Here is a 22,631-nt window from a genome sequence, read left to right on the forward strand (position 1 = left end):
CTCCGGCTCAAGCCTCCCCAGGCGCCGGTGAACCCGTGTAACGAGGCGTTGAATGGCGACCGAGAAGAAGCTGAAGGACCCGGCCGAGGCCGCGCTCTCTGCGATCGAGCAGGCGCTGAACCTCGACGCCCTGACGCCGAACGGCACCGACGGCCGCGCCGAGCCGCGCCTGCCCGATGTCGGTGACGCCGACCCGCTGCGCGACGGCGGCCTCGACGCCGGCCGGACCATGCCGCCGCGCCTCGACCTCGACCCGCCGCTCGCCTCCGACCTGCCGCCGCCGGGCCTCGACCGCCCTCGCCGCGAGGGCGGCCTCCTGCCCCCCGACCGCTCGCTCGTGGCCAACGACGACCGGCGCAACATCGGCATCCTGCAGCAGACCCTGCGGGTGCGCTCCTCGCCCAAGCCCTACCTGCTCGCGCTCGCCGCCGGCGCCGTCTGGATCGGCGCCCTGGTGCTGATCGCGTGGTCGAAGTCCGACGGCGACCTGCGCGCGGTCGTGTCGGGCCTCTCCGCCCTCCAGGCGAGCGTCGGCGCCGCGGCCCTGTTCGGCCCGGTGGTGCTGTTCGTGATCGCCGCCATGCTGGCGGTGCGCGCCCAGGAGATGCGCCTCGTCGCCCGCGCGGTCGGCGAGGTCGCGGTGCGTCTGGCCGAGCCCGAGAGCTTCTCCACCGACGCGGTCCTGACCATGTCGCAGACCGTGCGCCGCGAGGTGGCGGCGGTGGGCGACGGCGTCGAGCGGGCGCTCGCCCGGGCCGGCGAGCTGGAGACCCTGGTCCGGGGCGAGATCGCCACCCTGGAGCGGGCCTATTCCGACAACGAGATCCGCATCCGCTCCCTCGTGGACGAGCTGGTGGCCCAGCGCGAGGCGATCGTCACCAACGCCGAGCGGGTGCGCAGCGCCATCACCGGGTCGCACCAGAGCCTGAGCCAGGACCTGGAGGGCGCCTCCGACCGGATCGTCTCCGCGGTGACCGGCGCGGGCGAGCGCGTGACCGGCGCGCTGGAGACCCGCGGCGCCGCGATCACCGCCTCCCTGGGCGAGGCCGGCGACCGGGTGGTCAACCTGATGACCGCCCGCGGCAGCGACCTGATCGACACCCTCGCGGCCACCAGCCAGGAGGTGCGCGGCAGCTTCCAGGAGGTCGGCGAGACCCTGACCCGCACCTTCGAGGACCGCGCCGGCACGGCGACCGGCGCCTTCCAGGCCGCCGGGACCGCCCTGGCCGAGCGCCTGTCGGAGAATGCCGGCGCCCTCACCCGGACCCTGGAGGAGACCGGCAGCCGCGTGGGCGACGCGCTGGAGCGCCAGGCCGGCACGGTGCGCGAGACCTTCGAGCGCTCCGTGACGGGGCTGGAATCCGTCTTCCTGTCGCGGGGCTCGGAGCTGACCGAGCGCTTCGGCGCGATGGGCGCCGAGATCACCGCCCGCTTCGCCGACACCGGTTCGGCCCTGACCCAGGACATCGCCGGCCGCGGCCTCGCGCTGCGCGCCGAGATCGAGAGCGCCGGCCTGTCGGTCGCCGAGACGATCGAGGGCCGCGGGCGCGACGCCCAGGCCGCCCTGGCGCTCGCCGCCAGCGGCGCCGGCGAGACCCTGGCGGCCCGCGCGGGCGCCGTGCGCGACGACCTCGTCGGCACCGCCGAGCGGATCGCCGAGGCCCTGTCGGAGCGCGGCGGCGCCCTCGCCGAGCGGATGGACGGCATCGCGGCGCGCCTCGACGAGACCGTGACGGTCCGAGCGGCGGACCTGGAGCACCGGGTCGCGGCGGCGGCCGAGCGGGCCGGCGGCAGCATCGCGCACCGGACCGAGACGGTCGCGGCGAACCTGGAGGCCGCCTTCGCGGCCCTGGGCCAGGGCTTCGAGACCGGGGCCTCCTCGGCGGTCCAGTCCCTGCGGGGCACCGTCGAGGGCCTGTCGGGCGAGATCGACGGCCGCACCGCCGAGGCGGTCGCGGCGCTCCAGCGCGGCGCTGACGCGGCCACCAGCGCCCTGCGCGGCACCGCCGAGGACGCCACCGGCGCGGTCGAGGCCCGGACCCTCGAGGCCGTGCGGGTGTTCGAGCGCCGGGTCGCGGATTCCGCCGCCGCCCTGTCGGCGCGCACCGAGGAGGCGGCCGCCGCGCTGCGGGCCGCCGCCGATCAGGCGAGCCAGGCCGCCGAGACGCAGACGCGGGACGCCGCCGCCCGGCTCGCCGAGGCCCTGGAGACCCTGCGCAACGCCTCCGGCGAGGTCACCGGCGCCGTCGAGGCCGAGACCGCGATCCTCACCGCCCGGTTCCGCGACGCCGCCGACCGCACCGGCACCGAGCTCGGCGCCCGCGGCACGGAGGCCGTCGCGGCGGTCCGCGCCGCCCTCGACGACCTCAACCGCGAGCTCGCCGCCCGGACCGGCGACGCCACCGGCAGCCTCGCCGAGGCCGCCCGCGCGATCTCGGCCGACCTCGCCGCCCGGATCGGCGAGATGGAGGCGGCCTTCGGCGAGCACGGCCGCGGCGTCGCCGAGCTGCTCGCCGGCCACGCCGACGAGACCCAGGCCCGGATCAGCGGCACCGGCCGCGACATCGTGCTCGCCGTGGCGAGCCAGGGCGCCCGCATCGCCGACACCCTCAGCCAGACCGGCGCAAGCTTCGCCGAGACCGCCGACGGCCGCGTTCGGGCGATCGACGAGACGCTGGGCAACCGCCTCGCCGCCCTGCAGGAGACCATCGCCCGCGGCGACATCCTGGCCGACCGGATCGGCCGCGACACCGCCGCGCTGGGCGAGACCGTTGGCGCGCGGCTTGAGGAGATGGACCGGCTCCTCACCGGCAAGGGCGAGGCCGTCGCCGAGACGATCACGACCCGGGCCCGCGAGGCCGGCAGCCTGATCGAGACCCATCTCGGCGGCCTGGAGACGCGCTCCGCGGAGCGGGCCGCCGCCATCGCGGCCGCCGTGGCGGCGCTGGTCGGCCAGATCGACGACCGTCTCGGCAGCCGCGCGAACGCCGTGGACGAGGCGCTGCGCGCCCGGACCGACGAGATGGGCCGGATCATGGCCGAGGGCCATCGCGGCCTGATGGAGATGCTGGAGGGCCGCACCTCCGGGCTCGGCCAGGACATCGCCCGCCACACGGGCGAGATCGCCCGGCGGATCGAGGAGAGCGCCGGCCATTTCGACACCGGCGTCATCGGCCGCCTGCAGGCGATCGCCGAGACCCTGGACCAGCGCGCCCGCCTCGTGGACGAGAGCTTCGGCGTGCAGGCCTTCGAGGCGATCCGCCTGATCGAGGCGCGCACCCGCGCGGTCGACGAGGAGCTGGCCGGCCGGACCCGCGACCTCGTGTCGATGATCGCCGACCGGACCGGCGGCCTCGACGGCGCCATGGCCGAGCGCGTCCGCGCCCTCACCGGCACCATCGAGGAGGCCACCCGCGGCCTGGAGGCCGCGCTGGCGAACCGCGCGGACTCGATGATCCGGCTGGTGGACGAGCGCACCGAGAGCGCCGACGCGGCGCTGGCCGCCCGCACCGAGGCCGTGCACGCGGCCTTCGCGGAGCGCGCGGAACTCCTCGGCCGCCTCATCGACGAGCGCGTCGCCGCCATGTCGGGCGAGCTCGACGAGAAGGGCCGCGCCGTGTTCGGGGCGATCGGCGGCCGGATCACCGAGCTCGCCCGCCTGCTCGACCGCGGCGGCACCTCGCTCGCCGAGCTCATCGATCAGCGCGGCGAGAGCGTGCTCGCCAAGCTCCAGCAGACCATCGCGGACGCCGAGCGGATGCTCGATGCCGGCGAGGGCCGCCTCGGCCACACCCTGTCGAGCCGCACCGCCGACATCAGCGGCCTCCTCGACGAGGGCGTGCGCTCGGTCCACACCCTGCTGGACGACCGGACCAACCAGATCCGCGTCCTGCTGGACGACCATGCCGGCACCCTGGCCGCCACCCTGGACGGCCGGATGGGCCCGATCCACGAGGCGCTGGACGGCCGCGGGCAGGCGATGGTCGCCGCCCTGGAGGGCGCGTTCGGCTCCGCCACCGGCGCCCTGGACGACCGCACCCGCCAGCTCGGCAGCCTGTTCGACGAGCGGCTGGGCCACCTGGAGAGCCTGGTCGACGGACGCGGCAACCGCCTCGCCGACACCCTCACCGCCCGGGCCCAGGCCCTGCGCACCCTGTTCGAGGAGGCCCAGTCGGCCCTCGACGGCGTGGTCGAGGGCGGCGGCGGCCGCTTCGCTGCCGCGGTCGACGCCCGCATCCAGTCTCTCCGCGCGGTGCTGGAGGAGGCGCCCGCCGCCGTCTCGGCGCTGGTGGAGACCCGCGAGCGCCAGCTCGCCGCCACCCTCGACGCCCGCACGCAGCGCCTGCAGACCCTGTTCGAGGAGGCCCAGGCCGGCCTGCGCGACCTCGTCGACGGGCGCGGCCAGGAAGTCGCCGACGCCATCGCGGCCCGGACCGAGGGCCTGCGCACGACCCTCGACGCGGCGCCCGCCCAGATGGCGGACCTGCTGGACACCCGCCTGTCCGACCTCCAGGGCCTGTTCGAGCGGGCACAGGGCGAGATCGACCGTCTCGTCGATACCCGCGGCCGCCAGATCGCCGGGACGATCGAGCACCGCACCCAGGCGCTCCAGGCGACCATCGAGGGGGTGAACCCGGCCATCGCCGGCCTGCTCGAGGAGCGCGAGACCCGCCTGGCCGAGACCCTCAAGGAGCGGACGGGCGAGCTGCAGACCCTGTTCGACCGGGTGCAGAACCGCCTCGGCGCCCTGGTCGAGGGCACCGGCCGCGACGTGTCCGAGCGGGTCGACGCGCGCGTCGAGACCCTGCGGGCGACCTTCGAGCAGGCGCGCGCCGCGATCGAGGGCCTGCTGGAGGACCGCGGCCAAGCCCTGGTGGCGGCCGCCGAGGGCCGCACCGGCGCCCTGGTGGAGGTCTTCGACGCCCGCCTGCGCGCTCTCGACGGTGCCGTCGAAGGCCGGACTGGCGCCCTGGTCGAGACCTTCGACGCCCGCCTGCGCGCCCTGGACGGCGCCGTCGAGGGCCGGACCGGCGCCCTCGTGGAGACCTTCGACACCCGGCTGCGGGAACTGGACGGCGTGGTCGAGGGCCGTACCGCGGCCCTGGCGCAGGCCGTCGAGGCGCAGAGCGAGGCCCTGGCCCGCGGCGTCGACGCCCGCGCCGACGCCTTCACGCAGCGCATCGACAGCCGCATGCGGCTGTTCGCGACCCTCGTGGCGCAGCGCGCCGACACCCTGGCCACCGCCTTCGACGACCGCCACGAGGCCTTCGCGGGCCTCATGGACGAGCGCACGGCGTCCCTGGTCGCCGCCCTCGACGAGCGGGCGCGCGCCCATGCCGAGCAGGTCGAGGCCCACAACGCGGCCCTGGCCGAGACGCTCAGCCGCCGCGAGGCCGCGCTCGCCGGCCTGATCGACGCCCGCACCGAGGCCCTCGGGGCCGGATTCGAGCGCCGCGCCACGGCGCTCGGTGCCCTGGTCGACGCCCGCGGCGAGGCCCTGTCCCGCCGCCTCGCCGAGAGCGCCGAGACCCTGGTGCGCGCCATCGAGGAGCGCGGCGGCGCGCTGCTCGCCAGCGTCGAGGGCAGCGGCCGCGCCGTCGGCGACAGCCTGGAGGGCCATGTCGAGCGCCTGCGCGGCGCCATCGACGGCCCGATGATGGACCTGTCGCGGGCCCTGTCGGACCGGGCCGAGGCGATCGAGCGGACGCTCGCCGAGACCGGCGTGCCCCTGGCCGAGAGCCTGCGGGAGCGCACCGAGGAGCTGGCCGTGCAGTCGCGGGCCTCGGCCGAGTTGCTGCGCGCCGCCGTCGAGGACGGCGCGGGCCGCACGCTCTCGGAGCTGTTCGAGACCAACGACCGGATGGGCCGCGAGCTCGGCGCCCTGCTCCAGCGGATCGAGGCCGCCAACACGGCGCTGACCGACCTCGTGGCCGGCGCCGACACCAATCTCGGCGCGATCGAGCAGGGTCTCGCCGGCCGGATCGAGCAGGTCCAGTCGGCGCTGGAGCGCATCGCCGCCGAGACCGGCCGCGCCAGCGCCGGCGTCTCGGCCCAGGTCGAGGCCCTGCGCGGCGCCGCCGACGGCGCGCTCAGTGAGGCCTCGCGCCTCGCCGAGACCCTCGACGGCCGCGGCCGCTCGCTCGGGGAGCAGACCGCCGCGCACGTGGCGGCCCTCGACCGGGCCGCGGCCTCCCTGGCGGCCATCGAGGAGCGCCTCGACTCGGCCCTGTCGGGCCGCGAGTCCAAGCTGACCGAGGCGCTGGCCGCCTTCGAGGCCCGGGCCGCCGCCCTGGAGCAGAACGGCACCGCCCTGGCGCAGACCATCGACCAGACCCTGCGCGCCGCCGAGGAGCGCGCCCGCAGCGTCGGCGAGTCCCTGGCCCAGTCGGCCCAGGGTGCCGGGGCCTCGGTGACGAGCGCCTTCGCGGACCTGAAGGACAGCGCCAGCGCCGAGGGTGAGAAGACCGCCCAGGGCGTCCGGCAGGTCATCGAGGAGGCGGCCCGCGAGATGCGCAGCGGCTTCCAGGAGGCCCAGGCCAGCTTCGGCGACTCCTTCTCGGCCCTGCGCGAGATGGCGGGCTCGATCCGTGGCGAACTCGACGCGACCCGCGCCGAACTCGCGAAGGGCGTCCTCGAGCTGCCGCGCGAGACGCAGGACGCCACCGGCGAGATGCGCCGGGTGGTGGCGGACCAGATCAAGGCCCTCAACGAGCTGTCGTCCCTGGTCTCCCGCTCCGGCCGCGCGGTCGACGTCGCCCAGCCGCAGGCGCAGCCCCAGCGCCGGGTCGCGGAGAGCGGCGGCCGCGCCGTCGCGGCGGCGCCGTCCGCCGCGGCCCCGATCGCACCGTCGATCCCGACGGCGGCCCCCGCGGCTCCGGCCCTGCCGGCGCCCGCTGCGACGCCCCGCGCCGCCACGGCCAAGATCGAGGCGCCGCGCCCGTCCGCGCCCGCCCGCCCGGCGCAGGCCGGCGACAAGCGCGGCTGGCTGTCCGACCTGCTGACCCGCGCCTCGCTGGACGACGACGAGGAGCCGGCGGCCGACGCGCCGGCCGCCGCCCCGGCGCCCGCGCCGGCGGCCCGCCGCCCCGCGGTGGCGGCCGCCGAGACCGGGCGGATCGCCCTTGACACGATCTCGACCGACATCGCCAAGATGATCGAGCACCGGACCGCGGTCGACCTGTGGGAGCGGTACCGCCGCGGCGAGCCGAACCTGTTCGACCCGCGGATCTACACGCCGCAGGGTCGGGCCACCTTCGCGGAGATCCAGCGCCGGTACAGGATCGACGCGGAGTTCCGCCGCAGCGTCGACCGCTACGTCAGCGAGTTCGAGCGCCTGCTCGGCGACGTGGTCAAGAACGACAGCGACGCCAAGCGCACCGACGCCTACCTGACCTCGGAGACCGGCAAGGTCTACACGATGCTGGCCCATGCCAGCGGGCGCTTCGACGGGGCGTAGGACCGATCCCGCCGGGGCCGCTCGCGGCGCCGGCGGGACCCGCACCGGGGACGACGAGACCCGTCGCACCCTCTCCCCGCATCCAGAGGTTATGCGCGCGGGGCCGTGCGGCGCGGGGCCGTGCGGCGCGGGGCCGTGCGGCGCGGGCGCCGCCCCGCCCTCACAGCAGGCCGAGGCCGGCGAGCTCGCGCCGCAGGGCCTCGGGCATCTCGGCGAGGTCCCCCGAGGCCTCGGCCCCGAGATCGGCCGGCGCGTCGCGCGCCGTGAGGTAGCGCCAGCCCTGGAACGGCCGGTAGGGCCGGGGCGCCACCGGGACGAGGCGGGGATCGAAGACCAGCCGGCAGCGCGGGATGCCGTCCGCGTCGGTGAGCGGCTCGATCGCGGTGATCGCCTGCCGGCAGGACAGCGTCCCGCGGATCACCCAGTAGATCGAGCCGTGGCCGGTGATCTCCCGGTGGCGCTTGGGCAGGGTGCGGGTGACGTGGAACGGGGCCGCGGGCCGACCGTCCCGGAGCGCCTCCTCCCGGAACCGGGCCTGCCGGGCCTCGAGATCGGCGATGGTGGCGGGGCCGACGCAGAGCTTGATCAGGTGCAGGGCCACGGATGCGCGTGCTCGGGGTTGCCGGGGGCGCCCCTGATAGCAGGGTCCGCGCCGCGGCGCGCCTTCCCGGTGCGCGGCGTCGGCGGCGGGTCCCGGGCGGCCTCGGTCAGGCGAACAGCGCGAGCCGCTGCTCCGGCGTCAGCGCGTCGATCTCGGCGAAGCTCAGGGCCGGCTCCTCCGGCGGCATCGCCGGCTCGGGGGCCGCCGCGACGGTCTCGCCCCAGGTGAGGTCGGCCACGTCCCGCGCGATGTCCTGCGCGAAATCCTCCTCGAACGTCTCCTCGAACCTGTCCTCGATCGCGGCGTCGGGCTCCGGCGCGGCCTCGGCGGACGAGTCGGCGACAGGGGGGGAGGCGGCCTCCGGAGCCGGCTCCGGCACCGTCTCCGGGACGGCCTCGAAATCGACCGCCCAGTCGGTGTCCAGATCGGTCTTCGCGCCAGCGTCCAGGTTGCCCGCCGGCGCGGCCTCCGGCGCGTCCCCCAGCGCGTCCCCCAGCGCGGCCAGTCCGACCAGCTCGGAGACGGCGTCGGGCTCGACCTCCGCCACCGGCTCCGGCTCGGCCGGCGCTTCGGCCGCAGTCTCGGCCGCAGTCTCGGCCACAGTCTCGGCCTCCGGCGCCCGGGCCTCCTCCGGGACCGGCAGGAACATCAGGTCCTCGTGCAGCGCCGGGCTGCCGGGGCGGGCCACGAGGGCCGCCACCGTGACGGCCGGCACGTCCATGGCGATGTAGCGGTCGATGTCGCTCTGGTTCAGATCGGCCGGCTCGCCGGCCGGCCGCGCGCCCCGGTGGGGCGGCACCCGCACCGCGTCCTCGCCCCAGATGGCGATCATCGCGGAGACCCGGTCCTCCAGGTAGCGCAGGGTGTAGACGATCCGGGCGGTGCGCTGCGCGGTCAGGTCCTGGAAGGAGCAGGCCGTGTAGATCGCGGTCGCGTGGCGGTCGAGGGCGTCGCAGGCCTGCGCGTCGGCCCCGTGCTCGCGCAGGGTCCAGGCCGCCTCCTGGATCGACTCGGCGGCGCTGAGGATGTCGGAGGTCGCCTGCTCGGTCTCGCGCACGATGGCGTCGAGGGCGAGCGACGCCTGCGTCAGCCGGGTCTCGTCGCTGTTCGGGGCGTTGAGCGCCGCGATCTCGCCCTTGGTCCGGCTGATCGCGTCGGCCATGTCGAGGAGGTTGCCGCGCAGGTGCCCGAAGGCCTCCTGCCCGCGGTCGGCGGTGACGCTCCGCTCCAGCCGCGCGATCGCCCCGAGCAGCACCTCGGTCTCGGCACCCCGGTTGCGCCGGGCGTACTCGGCGAGGAACCAGCGGCCGCGCTCGCTGGCGCTGATCGTCGCCTCGATCGCCTCGTACTCGGCCGAAGCGTGCGCGCTCGGGGTGACGGAACCGAACATGGGCCTCTCTGGACGCTCGATGCGGGCGCGGGGGCGGCCCGCCCCGGTGCGCGCCAATCGCCGCGAATTTGACAGAGGCCCTTTAACGGGCGCTTACGGACGCCCTCCCGCTCCCGCCTCCGTCCCCCAGCCCGCTCGTCGAGACCCGCCTTGCCCCGCCCGTCCGGCCCGGCGCGCCTGTCGCTGCTCTACGCCGTGGTGTTCACCGAGATCGGCATCGCGATGCCGTTCATGCCCCTCTGGCTCGACGCCCTGGGGCTCGATGCCCGGGTGATTGGCGTCCTCCTCGCCCTGCCGATCGCCACGCGGATCGCCGCCACGGCGCCGCTGATGAGCCTCCTCGACCGCGGCCTCGGGCCCCGGCGGCTGATCCTGCTCGGCAGCCTCGCCCTGAGCCTGACCTACGCGCTGATGCCCGCCGCGGCCGGGACCGCGTGGCCGCTGCTGGCCGGGCTGATCGTGCTCAACGCGGTCGCCGGCGCGCCGCTCGTGCCCTGCATCGACTACCTGACGCTCGCGGCCGTGCGCCGGGATACCCGCCTCACCTACTCGCGGATCCGGATGGCCGGCTCCGTCGCGTTCCTGCTGGCGAACCTCGCGGGCGGGGTGCTGCTGACGGCGCTCGGCGGCCGGCTCGCCGTGCCGCTGCTCCTGACCGGCCTCGCCCTCGGCGCGGCGCTGGTGGCGTGGCGCAGCCGCGCGGTGGCGGCCCTGCCGCCGTCGGCGGAGGGCGACGGCCGGAAGCGGCTGCCGGCGCGGCTCTGGCTGTGCATCGGCGCGGCGGCCGCGATCCAGGCGAGCCACGGCGCGATCTACGGGTTCGGCAGCATCTACTGGACCGGCCAGGGCATCCCGCCGACCTGGGTCGGGGCGCTCTGGGCGATCGGCGTCCTGGCGGAGATCGCCCTGTTCGCCGGCCTGCCCGCCCTGCCGGCCGCCTGGCGCAGCCCGGTGCGGCTCCTCGGCGCCGGGGCCGTGGCGGCGATCCTGCGGGCGATCGGCATGTACCTCCTCGGCGATCACCTCGCCGCGCTGGTGCCGCTCCAGTGCCTCCACGGCCTGACCTTCGGGGCGACCCAGCTCGGCGCCATGGCGGCGGTCTCGGCCTACGCCCCCGACGGCGCGCGGGGCCGGGCGCAGGGTACCCTCAGCGCGGTCAATGCCGGGATCTCGGTGGTCGCGACCCTGGGGAGCGGCGTCGCCTACCGGGCCGGCGGCCCCCTCGCCTTCCTGCTGATGGCGCCGCTCGCCGCCGCGGGCCTGGGCCTCGCCCTGGCCTCCCGCCGCGCGCTGGGGGTGAGGTTGGAGACGGATCGTCAACCGTAATGTCGTCATAACCGCCGGGCAGGGTGGTGCCTCTATCGAGGAGTATGGGTGTTGCTGAGCGAGGGCACTGTTCCCGGCGCCTTGGCCGGCGCCGCGCTGCGGGACCGGTCGGCCGACGGCCGCCTGGCGCTCGACGGCCGCTGGACCGCCGACCAGGCCCCGACCGTCGAGGCCGCGGCCGCGCGCATCGCGGCGGCCGGCCGCGCCGGGCCGGTGGCGGTCGACCTGTCGGGGATCGAGCGCCTCGACACCCTGGGCGCCTGGGTTCTGGAGCGGACCCGCGCCGAGATCGAGCAGGCGGGCAGCGCCCTCACCTATCTCGGCGCCCGCCCGGAGCACCGCACCCTGCTGGGCGAGGTCCGGCTGCGCGAGCCGGACGCGCCGCCGCCGCGGCGGCACGGGCCGGTCGTCGGCCTGCTCGACGCCACCGGGCGCCGGACCGTGCAGGGCGGCCACGAGTTCGTCACCGCCCTCGCCTTCCTGGGTGAGCTGATCGCCGCCTGCGGGCGCGTCGCCCTGCGGCCGGGCACGTTCCGCGGCAACGCCCTGATCAACCAGATCCAGCAGGTGGCGCTCAACGGCACGCCGATCATCGTGCTGATCTCGTTCCTCGTCGGCGGCATCGTCGCCCAGCAGGGCATCTTCCAGCTCCAGCGCTTCGGTGCCCAGACCTTCGTGGTCAACCTGATCGGCCTCTTGATCCTGCGCGAGATGGGCGTGCTGCTCACCTCGATCATGGTCGCGGGCCGCTCGGGCTCGGCGATCACCGCCGAGATCGGCTCCATGCGCATGCGCGAGGAGGTCGACGCGCTCCGGGTCATGGGCCTCGACCCCGTCGAGATCCTGATCGTGCCCCGGGTGCTCGCGCTGATGATCGGCCTGCCGATGCTGACGCTGATCGGCGACCTCGCGGCGCTCGCCGGTGGCGGCCTCACCGCGATGCTCTACGGCGGCCTGACCCTCGACCAGTTCCTGGTCCGGCTCCAGGCGGCGGTGGGCGTGCACCACGTCATGGTCGGCCTGATCAAGGCGCCGTTCATGGCGCTGACCATCGGGGTGATCGCCACGATCGAGGGCTTCGCGGTCGAGGGCTCCGCGGAATCGCTCGGCCGTCACGTCACCGCGTCGGTGGTGAAGTCCATCTTCATGGTCATCGTCCTCGACGGCCTGTTCGCGGTGTTCTTCGCCGCGATCGACTTCTGAGGCCGCCGCGATGGATGCCCCGATGACCGCCTCGCCGAATGGCCCCGCCCCGATCATCCGCGTGCGCGACCTCGTGGTCGGCTTCCGCGACCGCAACATCCTGAAAGGTCTGAGCCTGGACATCCGCCCCGGCGAGATCCTGGGCTTCGTCGGGCCCTCGGGCCAGGGCAAGTCGGTGCTGACCCGGACGATCCTGGGCCTCAACCCGAAGCGCGCCGGGACCATCGAGGTGTTCGGCCGCGACGTCGACGAGCTGACCTACGCCGAGCGGCGCCGGATGGAGCAGCGCTGGGGCGTGCTGTTCCAGCAGGGCGCCCTGTTCTCGGCGCTCACCGTCAAGCAGAACATCCAGGTGCCGATGCGCGAGCACCTGAACCTGTCCGAGCGCCTGCTCGACGAGTTCGCCCGGCTCAAGATCGAGATGGTCGGCCTCAAGCCCGACGCCGCCGACAAGCTGCCGTCGGAGCTGTCGGGCGGCATGATCAAGCGCGCGGCGCTCGCCCGCTCCCTGGCGCTCGATCCCGAGATCCTGTTCCTGGACGAGCCGACCTCGGGCCTCGACCCGATCGGCGCGGGCGAGTTCGACGACCTCGTCTCGACCCTCAAGGAGACGCTGGGGCTGACCGTGTTCATGGTCACCCACGACCTCGACAGCCTCTACACCGCCTGCGACCGCATCGCGGCGCTCGGCGACGGCCAGATCATCGCCGCCGGCACGATCGACGAGATGCTGGCGAGCGACCATCCCTGGCTGCGCTCGTACTTCCACGGCAAGCGCGCCCGGACCATCGCGACGGGCGGCGCCTCGGCCCATGCCTGATCCCGTGCCTGATCCGATGCCCGATCGCCGCCGTCCCACCCAGATCCCGCCCTGCTCCCCTCCGGGAGCTGGGGCTCCAGGCCCGGCCGGATCTCCGCCGGCCAGAACCGCAGGTTGAGCGCATGGAAACCCGCGCGAACTACGCCCTGATCGGGGCCTTCACGATCGCCGTCATCCTGGCGGGCTTCGGCACCGTGCTGTGGCTCTCCGGCGGCTCGTCGCGGCAGGTCAGCCAGCTCGTCCGCATCGTCTTCTCCGGCTCGGTCGGGGGATTGTCGCGCGGCTCGAGCGTGAACTTCAACGGCATCAAGGTCGGCGAGGTCACCGATATCCGCCTCGCCCCGCAGGATCCCCGCCGGGTGCTCGCCACGATCAAGGTCGATCCCGCGACCCCGCTCCGGGCCGACACCCGCGCCCGCCTCGACTCGGCGATGCTCACCGGCGTCTCGGTGATCTCCCTGTCGGGCGGCAACGCCGACGCGCCGGTGCTGACCCCGATGGCCAACGGCGAGCCGCCGACGATCTTCGCCGATTCCTCCGACATGCAGGACATGATGGCGCTGGCCCGCCAGGTGGCGCAGCGGGCCGACGACATGCTGGCCCGCCTCGACCGGCTCGTCTCCGCCAACGAGGGGGCGATCAACCGGTCTCTGACCAACGTCGAGACCTTCTCGAAGACGCTGGCCGATGCCGGCCCGAACATCTCCGCGCTGGTCAAGGCGGTGGACGGGGCCAAGCTCGGCCGGGTGATCGACAACGCCGACCGCTTCTCGGCCGCCCTGTCCAAGGCCAGCCCCGACATCGAGGCCGGCCTGCACGACGCCCGGCTGCTCGCCGGCAAGCTCAGCGCCTCGGCCGACAAGATCGACGCGGTGCTCAACGGCGCCCAGAGCTTCCTGGGCTCGGCCTCCGGCCAGGAGGGCTCCAGCACCTTCACGGAGATCCGCGCGGCGGCGATCTCGGTGCGCGACGCCGGCAAGGCGTTCCGGACCATGTCGGAGAACCTCGACAAGCGCACCGCCAGCATCTCGTCCAACTTCGGCCGGCTGAGCGGCACCGGTCGCCGGGAGGTCGAGGCCCTGTCGGGAGACGGGCAGCGGACCCTGAGCACCCTCAACCGCACGGTGCGCAGCCTGGAGCGCGACCCGAGCCAGGTGATCTTCGGCGGCAAGCCTTCGTTGCCTGAATACAACGGTGGCCGGTGAAATGCCGCGTCGCCGGGCGGATGTGTCCCGGCGCACGGCACGGATGCCGCAGCGGATTAGTTTTAACCGCATAGCTTATACAGCTCCGCCGTTCGCCGGCGGGGTCCTTCAGGTCATGCGTATGGTCCGCTCGTCCCACATCGCCGCCGCCGCGCTGCTCGCCGCCCTCCTGGGCGGCTGCGGCGGCGCGGCGCCTCTCACCTTCGACCTCGCGGCGCTGCCGGCCGCGGGGCGGCCGATCGCGGCCGGCCGCTCGATCGCGGTCTCCGAGCCGGTGAGCATCCAGCCCTTCGAGGCCGACCGGATCATCGTCCGCGAGAACGGCGGCGCCCTGTCGTTCCTGGGCGGCGGCCAGTGGGCCGACCGGCTGCCGCGCCTGATCCAGACGCGGCTCATCCAGAGCCTGGAGAATTCCGGGCGGCTCCGCTCGGTGAGCCGGCCCGGCGACAAGGTCGTGGCCGACTACCAGCTGATCAGCGAGATCCGGGCCTTCGACGTGCAGTCCGGGACCGGCGAGGCGGTGGTCGACCTGTCGCTGAAGCTCGTGGCCGACGGCACCGGCAAGGTGGCGGCGGCGCGGATCTTCACGGCCCGCGTGCCGGTGTCCAAGATCGATGCCGGCAGCGGCGCCCGCGCCCTCGATCAGGCGCTGAGCATCGTGCTGGCCGACGTGGTGCGCTGGGTGAACAGCGGGCGGTGAGGCCGCCTCACTCCATCACGGCGGCCTTCATGATCACCACCATGGTGGCCCGGGCCGGGCCGTCCGTGCAGCGCACGAGGTGGGGCCGGTCGCAGCGGTAGCGCAGGGTCTCGCCGGCCCGCGCCCGCTGCACGACGCCGCCGATCTCGACCTCGAACGCCCCCTCGGTGACCGAGAGGGACTCCACCGAGCCGCGCTGGTGCGGGTCCGAGTCGAGGACGCCGCCCGGATCGGCCGTGACCTCGTACCATTGCAGCCACTCGATCGTCTTGAGCCAGCCGATGATCGCCAGCCGCACCTTCCCGTCCTCGGAGACGAGGATCGGGGTGTCGGCCCGGGAGGTCTTCTCGATGAACGGCTCCTCGTCGCCGGCCGCCAGCACCCGCTCGATCGACACGTCGAGGGCCTGGGACAGGCGCCAAATCGTCGCCAGCGTCGGGTTGGTCTCGTTGCGCTCGATCTGGCTGATGATCGACTTGGCCACGCCGGACTGCTCGGCGAGTTCCGAGAGCGACAGGTTGTAGGCCTTGCGCAACCGCTGGATGGTCTTGCCGAGCTGGCCGGAGAGCACCTGCGCGCCGGTCAGCAGGTCGCGCCCGCGCGCCCGGTCGGGCCGTTCCGCCTGATCCTGCATCGTCCCCGATCCGCCTGCACCGTTCCGTTATCCGAACGATCGTGCGCTTCTTCAAACGCAATCGCCGCCCGGTTGCAAGGCGGCGGGCGGCGTGCGCACCGGAAAGCGCCAGCCGTGATCGGCCCGTGATCGGCCCGTGATCGGCCCGGGGCCGGCCTAGGACCAGACGGCGTGGAAGTGGTGGACCGGCCCGTGCCCCGTCCCGACCGCGAGGCTGTCCGCCGCCGCGAGGGCGGCCGTGAGGTAGGCCTTGGCCTCCGCCACCGCCTCCGGCAGCGCCAGGCCCTGGGCGAGGCCCGCCGCCACCGCGGCCGAGAGGGTGCAGCCGGTGCCGTGGGTGTTGCGGGTCGCGATCCGCGGCGCCGACAGGGTCCGCAGGGCGCCGTCCGCCGTGACGAGGTGGTCGATGCTCTCGCGCCCCGTGCCGTGGCCGCCCTTGATCAGCACCGCCCGGGCGCCGAGGGTCACGAGCCGGCGCGCCTGGGCCACGATCGCCGCCGCGTCCGCGGCGACGGGCTCGCCGAGGAGCACCGCGGCCTCCGGCAGGTTGGGGGTGATCAGGTCGGCCCGCGGCAGCAGCCGCTCGCGCAGCGTCGCCACGGCGGCGTCGGTGATCAGCCGGTCGCCGCTGGTGGCGACCATCACCGGGTCGAGGACGACCGGGATCGACCCGGCGTGGCGCGCCAGGCCTTCGGCGACCGCGGCGATCACCGCGGTCTGCGACAGCATGCCGATCTTCACGGCCCTCACGGCGAGGTCGGAGAACACGCTGTCGATCTGCCGGGCGACGAATTCCGCCGGCACGTCGTGGATGCCCTGGACGCCGGTCGTGTTCTGCGCGGTCAGCGCCGTGATCACGCTGGCGCCGTAGACGCCCAGCGCCGAGAAGGTCTTGAGGTCCGCCTGGATGCCGGCGCCGCCGCCGGAATCCGAGCCCGCGATCGTGACCGCGATGGGCGCGGGGCCGCTCATCGGGCGCCGGCCCGCTCCGCCAGGGCGCCGTCGATCCGCGCGCGCAGGTCGCGGGCGCGCTGGCGCACCGACTCCGCGCCGAACAGCGCGGTGATGACCGCGACCCCGTCCGCCCCCGCGGCGACCACCGCGGCGGCGTTGTCGAGGCCGATCCCCGCGATGGCGCCGAGCGGCAGGCCGGCCCCGCGGGCGAGGCGGGCGCGGAAGGCGATGCTGGCGAAGCCGTCGAGGCCCACCGGCGGGTCGGGATTGTCCTTGCTGGTGGTGGCGAACACGCCGCCGATGCAGGCGTAGTCGACGGGCAGCCGGTACAGCTCGTCGGCCTGGGCGGGCTTCTTCAGGGTGAGGCCGATGATCGCGCCCTCCCCCAGGAGCCGGCGCGCGTCGGCCGGGTGGAGGTCGCCCTGGCCGAGATGCACCCCGTCGGCTCCGGCCGCGAGGGCGAGGTCGACGCGGTCGTTGACGAGGACCGGGACGCGGCCGTCCACCGCCGCCAGGATCGCCCGGATCCGCGCCAGGGCGGCGCGGGCATCGGCGATGTCCTTCTCGCGGTACTGGAGCAGGGTGCAGCCCCCCGCCACCGCCTCGGCGCCGAGCTCCGCCAGCCGCGCCCCGTCGGCGCCGCAGACGCCGACATCGAGGAGCCCGTAGAGGCGCAGGTCGACGGCCCGGCTGCCGGTCGCGGGGGAAGTCGCGGGGGAAGTCGCGCTCGCTGGCATCGCTGTCGTCGCTCGGTCCGCCTCGGCCGGCCCCGTGCCGGCCCTCCCGGGGCCCTGTTTGGGCAGGCCTCGCGGCGTTGGCAAGCGGCCGGTGGAAAGCGGTGCGTCGACGGGGCCTCCCGCTCCGTCGTACGGCGGCGTTGACGCGCGGCGATCCTGTCCCCCTATAGGTGGGATCCGCTACGGCGCAGCCCGGGGGACGGACGGTCGAGGAACGATGAAGGGTGCCGCGGCGCAGACGGACGCGCGCGGGGGGCAGGCCCCGCCGGAGCGCTCCTCCGTAGGCCTCGTCGCGGTGATCGTCGCCGCGACCAAGGGGGAGCCGCGCGCCCTGACGATCCGGGTCCCCGACCAGGCGCCCGGCCGCGGCGACGGCCTGCCGGCCGGCCCCCTCGTCCCCGAGCACGCGACGCTGGAGCGGGGCCTGCGCGCCTGGGTCGAGCGGCAGACGCACCAGCGCCTCGGCTACGTGGAGCAGCTCTACACCTTCGGCGACCGCGACCGCTCCGGCACGGCGACCGTGTCGGGGGTGCACTCGCTCTCGGTGGCCTACCTGGCGCTCGTCCGCGAGGAGCGGCCGGCGGGGATCGCCGAGGCCGCGTGGCAGAACTGGTACCGCTACCTGCCCTACGAGGATTTCCGGCAGGGGCGCCCGCGCCAGCTCGACGCCATCGAGGCGCGGCTCGCCGCCTGGGCGTCCGAGCCCGAGGACTGCGCCACGCGGACCCGCCGCCTCGACCGCCTCGGCCTGACCTTCGGCATGAACGGCGGCACGTGGAACGAGGAGCGCGTCCTGGAGCGCTACGAGCTGCTGTTCGAGGCCGGGCTGATCCCGGAGGCGCGGGGCAATCCCGGCCCGGCCCTGCCGAACGACCCGACCGGCGTCCCCATGGCGTTCGACCACCGGCGGGTGCTCGCGACCGCGATCGGCCGGCTCCGGGGCAAGATCAAGTACCGCCCGGTGGTGTTCGAGCTGATGCCGCCGGAATTCACCCTGCTGCAGCTGCAGAAGACCGTGGAGGCCCTGTCGGGAACGCAGCTGCACAAGCAGAATTTCCGGCGCCTCGTGGCCCAGCAGGGGCTGGTCGAGGAGACCGAGAGCGTCACCAGTGGCGCCGCCGGCCGACCGGCGCGGCTGGTGCGCTTCCGCCGGGAGGTGCTGCTGGAGCGCCCGGCCCCGGGCCTGCGGCTGCCGTCGCGGCGCGCGGGGTGACGGCGGCGGTCAGTCCCGCCGCGCGAGGGTGCCGAGCCCCCCACTCGCGTCGAGCGCGTCGACCGTCAGGGCGGCGGCCCGGCCGTCGCTCCCGATGGCGAAGCGGACGGCGGAGGGGCGGTCGGGCGCCTCCGCGTCCGGGAAGCTGAGGAAGAGGTCGCGGTCGAAGTGCCGAAGGGGGTAGCGGCGCGCGCCCGCGGGGCCGACCGTCAGCGTCAGGGCGCCGTCCGCCTCCGCCACCACGGCCTCGCCGACATAGGCGTTCGCGTAGCGCCCGACGTAGGCCGAGAGCGCCAGAGGCGCGGCGGGCGGCGCCGGCGGCGTGCCGTAGGCCGCCTTGTCGGCGGCGATGCCCGGCGCGAACAGGTTCTCGTAGGCCGCGCCCCAGGCCTGCACCCAGTCCCGGCCGACGCGGCCGTCGAAGACGAGGTCGGCGAAGCTGTCGGCCAGCCCTTCCGGCACGCCGGACGGGAAGGCGTTGGTCAGGACGAGGATCCCGAGACCGGCCTCCGGATGGATCGAGACGAGCGTCTGCGCCCCGGCGCTGAAGGCGCCCGCGTGGCCCCAGACGAGGCCGTGGCGGCCGTACTCGACGTTCCAGCCGAGGCCGTAGAAGGACGCGCCGCCGGTCACGGGGTTGCGGCCGCGGGCCATGAGCGGGACGTGCGTCTGCGCCAGGGCCGCGGCCGCGACGCGCTGCGCGCCCTCGAAGCGGCCGTTGCCGATCACGAGCCGCAGCCATCGCGCGAGGTCGCGGACGGGGCCGCTGACGCCGCCGGCCGGGGCCTGCGCGTCGGGGTTGCGCTCGACCGCGGCGGTCCAGACGCCACCGACCCGGACGTGGAGCGCCGCGCGGTCGGACCGGCTCAGGAACTCCGCGTGGGTCGTGCCGGTGGCGGTCATCCCGAGCGGCCGGAACAGCCGGTCCCGGGCCACCGCCTCCCAGGGCCGGCCGGTCGGCTTCGCGGCGGCGACCGCGCCCTCGGTGAAGCCGAAATTGCTGTAGGCGTATCCGGCGCGGAAGCTGGAGGCGGGCGGCGCGAGGCGCAGCCGGTGCAGGATCGCGTCGCGGCCGAAGCCGATGGCCTCCAGGTCGTCGCCGGCGGTCCCCGGCAGGCCGCTGCGATGGTTGAGGAAGTCGCGCACCGTGACCTGCGCGGTCGGGTAGGCCTCGCGCAGCTGGAAGGCGGGATCGAGATCCGCGACGCGCGAATCCCAGTCGACCACCCCGTCGCCCACCAGGGCCGCCACGATCGTCGCGGTCACGGGCTTGGACAGCGAGGCGATCTGGAAGACAGTGTCGGGGCCGACCGGCTCGGGCTTCCCGGCCTGCCTGAGGCCGTATCCCTTCAGGAGGAGCGTCTCGTCGCCGAGGACGACCGCGACCGCGAGGCCCGGCACCGCGCCCGCGTCGACGGCCCGCTGCGCCAGCGCCTCCAGCGCCGGCAGCTGCGCCTCGACCTGCGCCCGCGTGAGCGTCCCGGCGGACCCGGCTCCGGGCCCGGCCGCGATCAGGCCGAGGGCGAGGCACGCGCGGACGAGGCGCCGGCGCGATCGGGCCCGCTGCATGAGTCGTCGATCCTGTGCGGGAGAGCTCGGACCTTGAGAGTGGCATCGTCGGGCCGGCGAAATCAATCGCGCCGCCACGGGCCGCGCGCCGAATGCGCGAGCCGGCCCGACGGACACGGACGAAGACTGTTCGGGAGCCGGGCCTGACTAGCGGAACGGGTCGGCGTCGGGTGCCGGCTTCACGCCGTGGAGCATCCGGTACAGCGTCCATTCCTCGACGATCTTCCGCCCCGGAAGGGCGCAGAGCCCGACCGTGCCGCCATCGGGCAGCTTCGCGAGGATCGTCTGCCCGCCCATCGTCGCGCAGAAGGCCGAGGCCGGATTCTCCAGCGCGAGGGCCGGCCCCGATCCGGCAAGGGCGGTGCAGACCGCGAGCGCGCGGACAGGCCACGCGGCGGGCGCGCTCCACGGTCCGATCATGCGCGTCATGGGCCGCCCTGCCCTAACCGTAGGTGTGGTCGTCGGCCGGGAACCGCCCGGCCCGGACCTCGTCCGCGTAGGCCTTCACGGCGTCCTCGATGTGGGTCCGCAGGCTCCCGAACTGGCGAACGAATTTCGGGGTGCGCTCGGACAGGCCGAGCATGTCCTCCAGCACCAGGATCTGGCCGTCGCAGACCGCCGAGGCGCCGATGCCGATCGTGGCGGCGGTGACCTGGGGGGAGGTCGCGATCGCCCGCGCCACCGGCTCGACGATCCCCTCGAGCACGATCGCGAAGGCGCCGGCCTCCGAGATGGTGCGGGCATCCTCCAGGAGGCGGCGCTCGTCGTCGGGGGCCCGGCCCTGGACCTTGAAGCCGCCCATCGTGTTCACCGCCTGCGGGGTGAGGCCGATATGGCCCATCACCGGCACGCCGCGCTGGACCAGGAACGCCACCGTCTCGGCGAAATGGGCGCCGCCCTCCATCTTGATCGCGCCGGCGCCGGTCTCCTTGAGAACCCGGGAGGCGCTGAGGAAGGCCTGCTCCCGGCTCGCCTCGTAGGAGCCGAACGGCATGTCGACCACGACCAGCGCCTTCTGCGTGCCGCGGATCACCGCCTGGGCCTGGAGGATCATCATCTCCAGGGTCACGGGGATCGTCGATTCCATCCCGTGCATCACCATGCCGAGGGAATCGCCCACGAGGATGAAGTCGCAATAGGGGTCGACGATACCGGCCGTGTGGGCGTGGTAGGCGGTGAGCGCGATGATCTTGCGCCCCTCGGCCTTGCGCTTGCCGATATCGACCGCCCGGAGCCGTCGGGACTGCACGACCTGCGACATGGTTCAGACCTCATTCCGGCCATTCGGCACGCGGCGCGGGCCTCGTTCCGCGGCGTCTCTTACAATGCCCGGCGATGCGGGTCAGCGCCCCGCCTGCGGCTCGGCGCCCGCCTTCCAGTCCGGATCGACCGTCAGGTTCGCGGTCTCGTGCATCTCCTGCCAGCCCTCGACGCCCTCGGGGAACCAGCGCACGCCGGTATAGCCCTTCAGCACCAGCCGCTTGGCGGCGTTCCAGCTGCCCCAGCACTCGACGTGGCAGAACACCACGACGGGCTTCGCCGTGTCGCCCCCGGTCAGCGCCGCGACGCGGGCGTAGAAGAGCGCCTCGCGCGCCGGCGCCAGGGGCTCGGCACCGGCCTCCGGCATCCAGACGGCGCCTGGGATCGACGGATGCACCGGCAACCAGAGGCGGCCCTCCGGGAAGTTCGACGGCTTGCGGTCCGGCGCCGCCACGTCGAGCAGCACCGGCTTGTCGGGGCCGGCGATCAGGGCGGCGACGGCGTCGGCGTCGACCACCGCGGCGCCCTTGAGGGTCGGCGGCGTGTAGCCCTTCGGGGGCCCGGCGTAGAGCCCCTCCGGCTCGGGCACGTTGACCGGCGAATCGGCCGGCGCCGCGGCGAGGCAGAGGAGCGCGGCGCAGGCCGCCGCGGCCCGGCCGGTCAGGAGGAGGCGCCGCATGGTCAGTTCGTCGGGCTCGGCGCGGTGAAGCTGTGCTGCCACTGGCCGCCCTGGTTGTCGGAGGCCGCCACCTGGATCGGCTTGCCGTCCGGCTTGAACGCGAAGTTGATCACCGGGTTCGACGCGATCGAGATGTCGCCCGTCATGGTGAAGACCGTCCGGTCGCCCGCCGAGACGGTGAGCTTGTCGATGTAGCGCGCCGGCGTGTAGTCGCGGGTCACCTGGTTCATCTGCATGCCGGAGAAGTTCGGGTGGCGGATCATCAGCGTCGCCTCGACGGGCTTGCCGGCCGCCGTCTCGGCGAACTTCATGCGCATGTCGCCCATGCCCTTCATGGCCTCCTCGTCGCTCATCCCCATCGGGGCCGAGCAGCCGCCGGAGGCCTTCACGAACTGCTTGGCCTCGTAGAGCTTGCCGTCCGTCGTCTCCACCACGGCGTGCATGTCGGTGTAGTTGTTGACCCGCACGCGCAGCTTCAGCTCGGCCGGGTCGGCGGCCGGCCCGAACTCGAACTTGGCCGCGTAGGGCGCCGGGTTGTCGTCGATGATCAGCGAGACCGCCTTGATCTGCCCGTCCTTGGGCATGGTCAGGGTGATCGGCACCAGGGCGGCGTCGAGCGCCCGGGCGGGCGCCTCGATCTTCACGAGGCTGTCGGTCGGGGCGATCTGGCGGTCGCCGAAGATCGACTTGGCGATCTCCTGCCAGCGGGCCGCCCGCTCCTGATCGGTGTCGGAGGCGCCGGCCGCCCGCGCCGCGCCGGCGAGCGGTCCCGACAGGGCCGTCGTCGCCAGGACGAGGCCGAGGGCGAGGGTGGAGAAGGTCTGTCCGATGAAGGTCTGTCCGATCCTGTGCGTCATGGCGTGCCTCCCGATTGGCTTGGATAT

General features: G+C 74.8%; 17 protein-coding genes. 7 read left to right on the plus strand and 10 right to left on the minus strand.

Annotated elements, in window-relative coordinates; translation table 11 throughout:
- Positions 1-52: 52 nt before the first annotated feature.
- Entirely contained in the window at positions 53-7,456 is a 7,404-nt protein-coding gene (locus LOK46_RS10205) for a hypothetical protein (RefSeq protein ID WP_273563655.1), read from the plus strand.
- Positions 7,457-7,616: 160 nt separating this feature from the next.
- On the opposite strand, the gene LOK46_RS10210 is transcribed toward LOK46_RS10205, so the two are convergent.
- Complete coding sequence (locus LOK46_RS10210) at positions 7,617-8,057, minus strand: DUF1489 family protein (RefSeq protein WP_273563656.1); 441 nt, start codon at positions 8,055-8,057, stop codon at positions 7,617-7,619.
- A 106-nt stretch (positions 8,058-8,163) separates the two neighbouring features.
- Positions 8,164-9,447, minus strand: a complete 1,284-nt coding sequence (locus tag LOK46_RS10215) for a hypothetical protein (protein WP_273563657.1) — start codon at positions 9,445-9,447, stop codon at positions 8,164-8,166.
- 150 nt (positions 9,448-9,597) lie between these two features.
- Here LOK46_RS10215 and LOK46_RS10220 point away from each other — a divergent pair, with 150 nt between their 5' ends.
- The 5 genes from LOK46_RS10220 to LOK46_RS10240 all read left to right on the plus strand — a co-directional run bounded on the left by LOK46_RS10220 (position 9,598) and on the right by LOK46_RS10240 (position 14,701).
- Complete coding sequence (locus LOK46_RS10220; RefSeq protein ID WP_273563658.1) at positions 9,598-10,773, plus strand: MFS transporter; 1,176 nt, start codon at positions 9,598-9,600, stop codon at positions 10,771-10,773.
- A 48-nt stretch (positions 10,774-10,821) separates the two neighbouring features.
- On the plus strand, positions 10,822-11,976 hold the full coding sequence (locus LOK46_RS10225) for an ABC transporter permease (protein ID WP_273563659.1): 1,155 nt from the start codon (positions 10,822-10,824) through the stop codon (positions 11,974-11,976).
- A 10-nt stretch (positions 11,977-11,986) separates the two neighbouring features.
- Positions 11,987-12,796, plus strand: coding sequence for an ABC transporter ATP-binding protein (locus LOK46_RS10230; RefSeq protein ID WP_273563660.1), 810 nt, complete (start codon positions 11,987-11,989; stop codon positions 12,794-12,796).
- A gap of 122 nt (positions 12,797-12,918) precedes the next feature.
- Entirely contained in the window at positions 12,919-14,001 is a 1,083-nt protein-coding gene (locus LOK46_RS10235; RefSeq protein WP_273563661.1) for an MlaD family protein, read from the plus strand.
- A 121-nt stretch (positions 14,002-14,122) separates the two neighbouring features.
- Entirely contained in the window at positions 14,123-14,701 is a 579-nt protein-coding gene (locus tag LOK46_RS10240; protein WP_273564577.1) for an ABC-type transport auxiliary lipoprotein family protein, read from the plus strand.
- A gap of 7 nt (positions 14,702-14,708) precedes the next feature.
- On the opposite strand, the gene LOK46_RS10245 is transcribed toward LOK46_RS10240, so the two are convergent.
- The 3 genes from LOK46_RS10245 to thiE form a co-directional block, all read right to left on the minus strand.
- Complete coding sequence (locus tag LOK46_RS10245) at positions 14,709-15,335, minus strand: helix-turn-helix domain-containing protein (protein ID WP_020092335.1); 627 nt, start codon at positions 15,333-15,335, stop codon at positions 14,709-14,711.
- A 156-nt stretch (positions 15,336-15,491) separates the two neighbouring features.
- Positions 15,492-16,307 (minus strand): bifunctional hydroxymethylpyrimidine kinase/phosphomethylpyrimidine kinase, encoded by an 816-nt coding sequence (gene thiD, locus LOK46_RS10250; protein ID WP_273563662.1) that lies wholly within the window; start codon positions 16,305-16,307, stop codon positions 15,492-15,494.
- The gene (gene thiE / locus LOK46_RS10255; RefSeq protein ID WP_273563663.1) at positions 16,304-17,026 is read right to left on the minus strand and encodes a thiamine phosphate synthase; all 723 of its coding nucleotides are present in this window, start codon (positions 17,024-17,026) and stop codon (positions 16,304-16,306) included. The genes thiD and thiE overlap by 4 nt, the downstream gene beginning before the upstream one ends.
- Positions 17,027-17,243: 217 nt before the next feature.
- On the opposite strand from thiE, the gene LOK46_RS10260 reads away from it, so the two are divergent.
- Complete coding sequence (locus LOK46_RS10260; RefSeq protein ID WP_273563664.1) at positions 17,244-18,239, plus strand: NUDIX hydrolase; 996 nt, start codon at positions 17,244-17,246, stop codon at positions 18,237-18,239.
- 9 nt (positions 18,240-18,248) lie between these two features.
- On the opposite strand, the gene LOK46_RS10265 is transcribed toward LOK46_RS10260, so the two are convergent.
- The 5 genes from LOK46_RS10265 to LOK46_RS10285 all read right to left on the minus strand — a co-directional run bounded on the left by LOK46_RS10265 (position 18,249) and on the right by LOK46_RS10285 (position 22,604).
- Positions 18,249-19,808 carry a serine hydrolase gene (locus LOK46_RS10265; protein ID WP_273563665.1) on the minus strand — a complete coding sequence of 520 codons (1,560 nt, stop codon included), beginning with the start codon at positions 19,806-19,808 and terminating at the stop codon, positions 18,249-18,251.
- 147 nt (positions 19,809-19,955) lie between these two features.
- Positions 19,956-20,237: a DUF333 domain-containing protein gene (locus LOK46_RS10270; protein WP_273563666.1), complete on the minus strand. Its 282-nt coding sequence runs from the start codon at positions 20,235-20,237 to the stop codon at positions 19,956-19,958.
- 13 nt (positions 20,238-20,250) lie between these two features.
- Positions 20,251-21,069 (minus strand): 3-methyl-2-oxobutanoate hydroxymethyltransferase, encoded by an 819-nt coding sequence (gene panB / locus LOK46_RS10275; RefSeq protein ID WP_273563667.1) that lies wholly within the window; start codon positions 21,067-21,069, stop codon positions 20,251-20,253.
- A gap of 81 nt (positions 21,070-21,150) precedes the next feature.
- Positions 21,151-21,747, minus strand: coding sequence for a rhodanese-like domain-containing protein (locus LOK46_RS10280; RefSeq protein ID WP_273563668.1), 597 nt, complete (start codon positions 21,745-21,747; stop codon positions 21,151-21,153).
- 2 nt (positions 21,748-21,749) lie between these two features.
- Positions 21,750-22,604 (minus strand): quinoprotein dehydrogenase-associated SoxYZ-like carrier, encoded by an 855-nt coding sequence (locus tag LOK46_RS10285; RefSeq protein WP_273563669.1) that lies wholly within the window; start codon positions 22,602-22,604, stop codon positions 21,750-21,752.
- Positions 22,605-22,631: the final 27 nt, after the last annotated feature.

The sequence above is a fragment of the Methylobacterium sp. NMS14P genome, from assembly GCF_028583545.1.
GTDB lineage: Bacteria > Pseudomonadota > Alphaproteobacteria > Rhizobiales > Beijerinckiaceae > Methylobacterium.

What these genes read in the sequence shown, in the direction of transcription:
- LOK46_RS10205 (WP_273563655.1), top strand. Translation starts at nt 53, where the DNA reads ATGGCGACCGAGAAGAAGCTGAAGGACCCGGCCGAGGCCGCGCTCTCT.
- LOK46_RS10215 (WP_273563657.1), bottom strand. Translation starts at nt 9,447, where the DNA reads ATGTTCGGTTCCGTCACCCCGAGCGCGCACGCTTCGGCCGAGTACGAG.
- LOK46_RS10230 (WP_273563660.1), top strand. Translation starts at nt 11,987, where the DNA reads ATGGATGCCCCGATGACCGCCTCGCCGAATGGCCCCGCCCCGATCATC.
- LOK46_RS10235 (WP_273563661.1), top strand. Translation starts at nt 12,919, where the DNA reads ATGGAAACCCGCGCGAACTACGCCCTGATCGGGGCCTTCACGATCGCC.
- LOK46_RS10240 (WP_273564577.1), top strand. Translation starts at nt 14,123, where the DNA reads ATGGTCCGCTCGTCCCACATCGCCGCCGCCGCGCTGCTCGCCGCCCTC.
- LOK46_RS10245 (WP_020092335.1), bottom strand. Translation starts at nt 15,335, where the DNA reads ATGCAGGATCAGGCGGAACGGCCCGACCGGGCGCGCGGGCGCGACCTG.
- thiD (WP_273563662.1), bottom strand. Translation starts at nt 16,307, where the DNA reads ATGAGCGGCCCCGCGCCCATCGCGGTCACGATCGCGGGCTCGGATTCC.
- thiE (WP_273563663.1), bottom strand. Translation starts at nt 17,026, where the DNA reads ATGCCAGCGAGCGCGACTTCCCCCGCGACTTCCCCCGCGACCGGCAGC.
- LOK46_RS10260 (WP_273563664.1), top strand. Translation starts at nt 17,244, where the DNA reads ATGAAGGGTGCCGCGGCGCAGACGGACGCGCGCGGGGGGCAGGCCCCG.
- LOK46_RS10265 (WP_273563665.1), bottom strand. Translation starts at nt 19,808, where the DNA reads ATGCAGCGGGCCCGATCGCGCCGGCGCCTCGTCCGCGCGTGCCTCGCC.
- LOK46_RS10270 (WP_273563666.1), bottom strand. Translation starts at nt 20,237, where the DNA reads ATGACGCGCATGATCGGACCGTGGAGCGCGCCCGCCGCGTGGCCTGTC.
- panB (WP_273563667.1), bottom strand. Translation starts at nt 21,069, where the DNA reads ATGTCGCAGGTCGTGCAGTCCCGACGGCTCCGGGCGGTCGATATCGGC.
- LOK46_RS10280 (WP_273563668.1), bottom strand. Translation starts at nt 21,747, where the DNA reads ATGCGGCGCCTCCTCCTGACCGGCCGGGCCGCGGCGGCCTGCGCCGCG.
- LOK46_RS10285 (WP_273563669.1), bottom strand. Translation starts at nt 22,604, where the DNA reads ATGACGCACAGGATCGGACAGACCTTCATCGGACAGACCTTCTCCACC.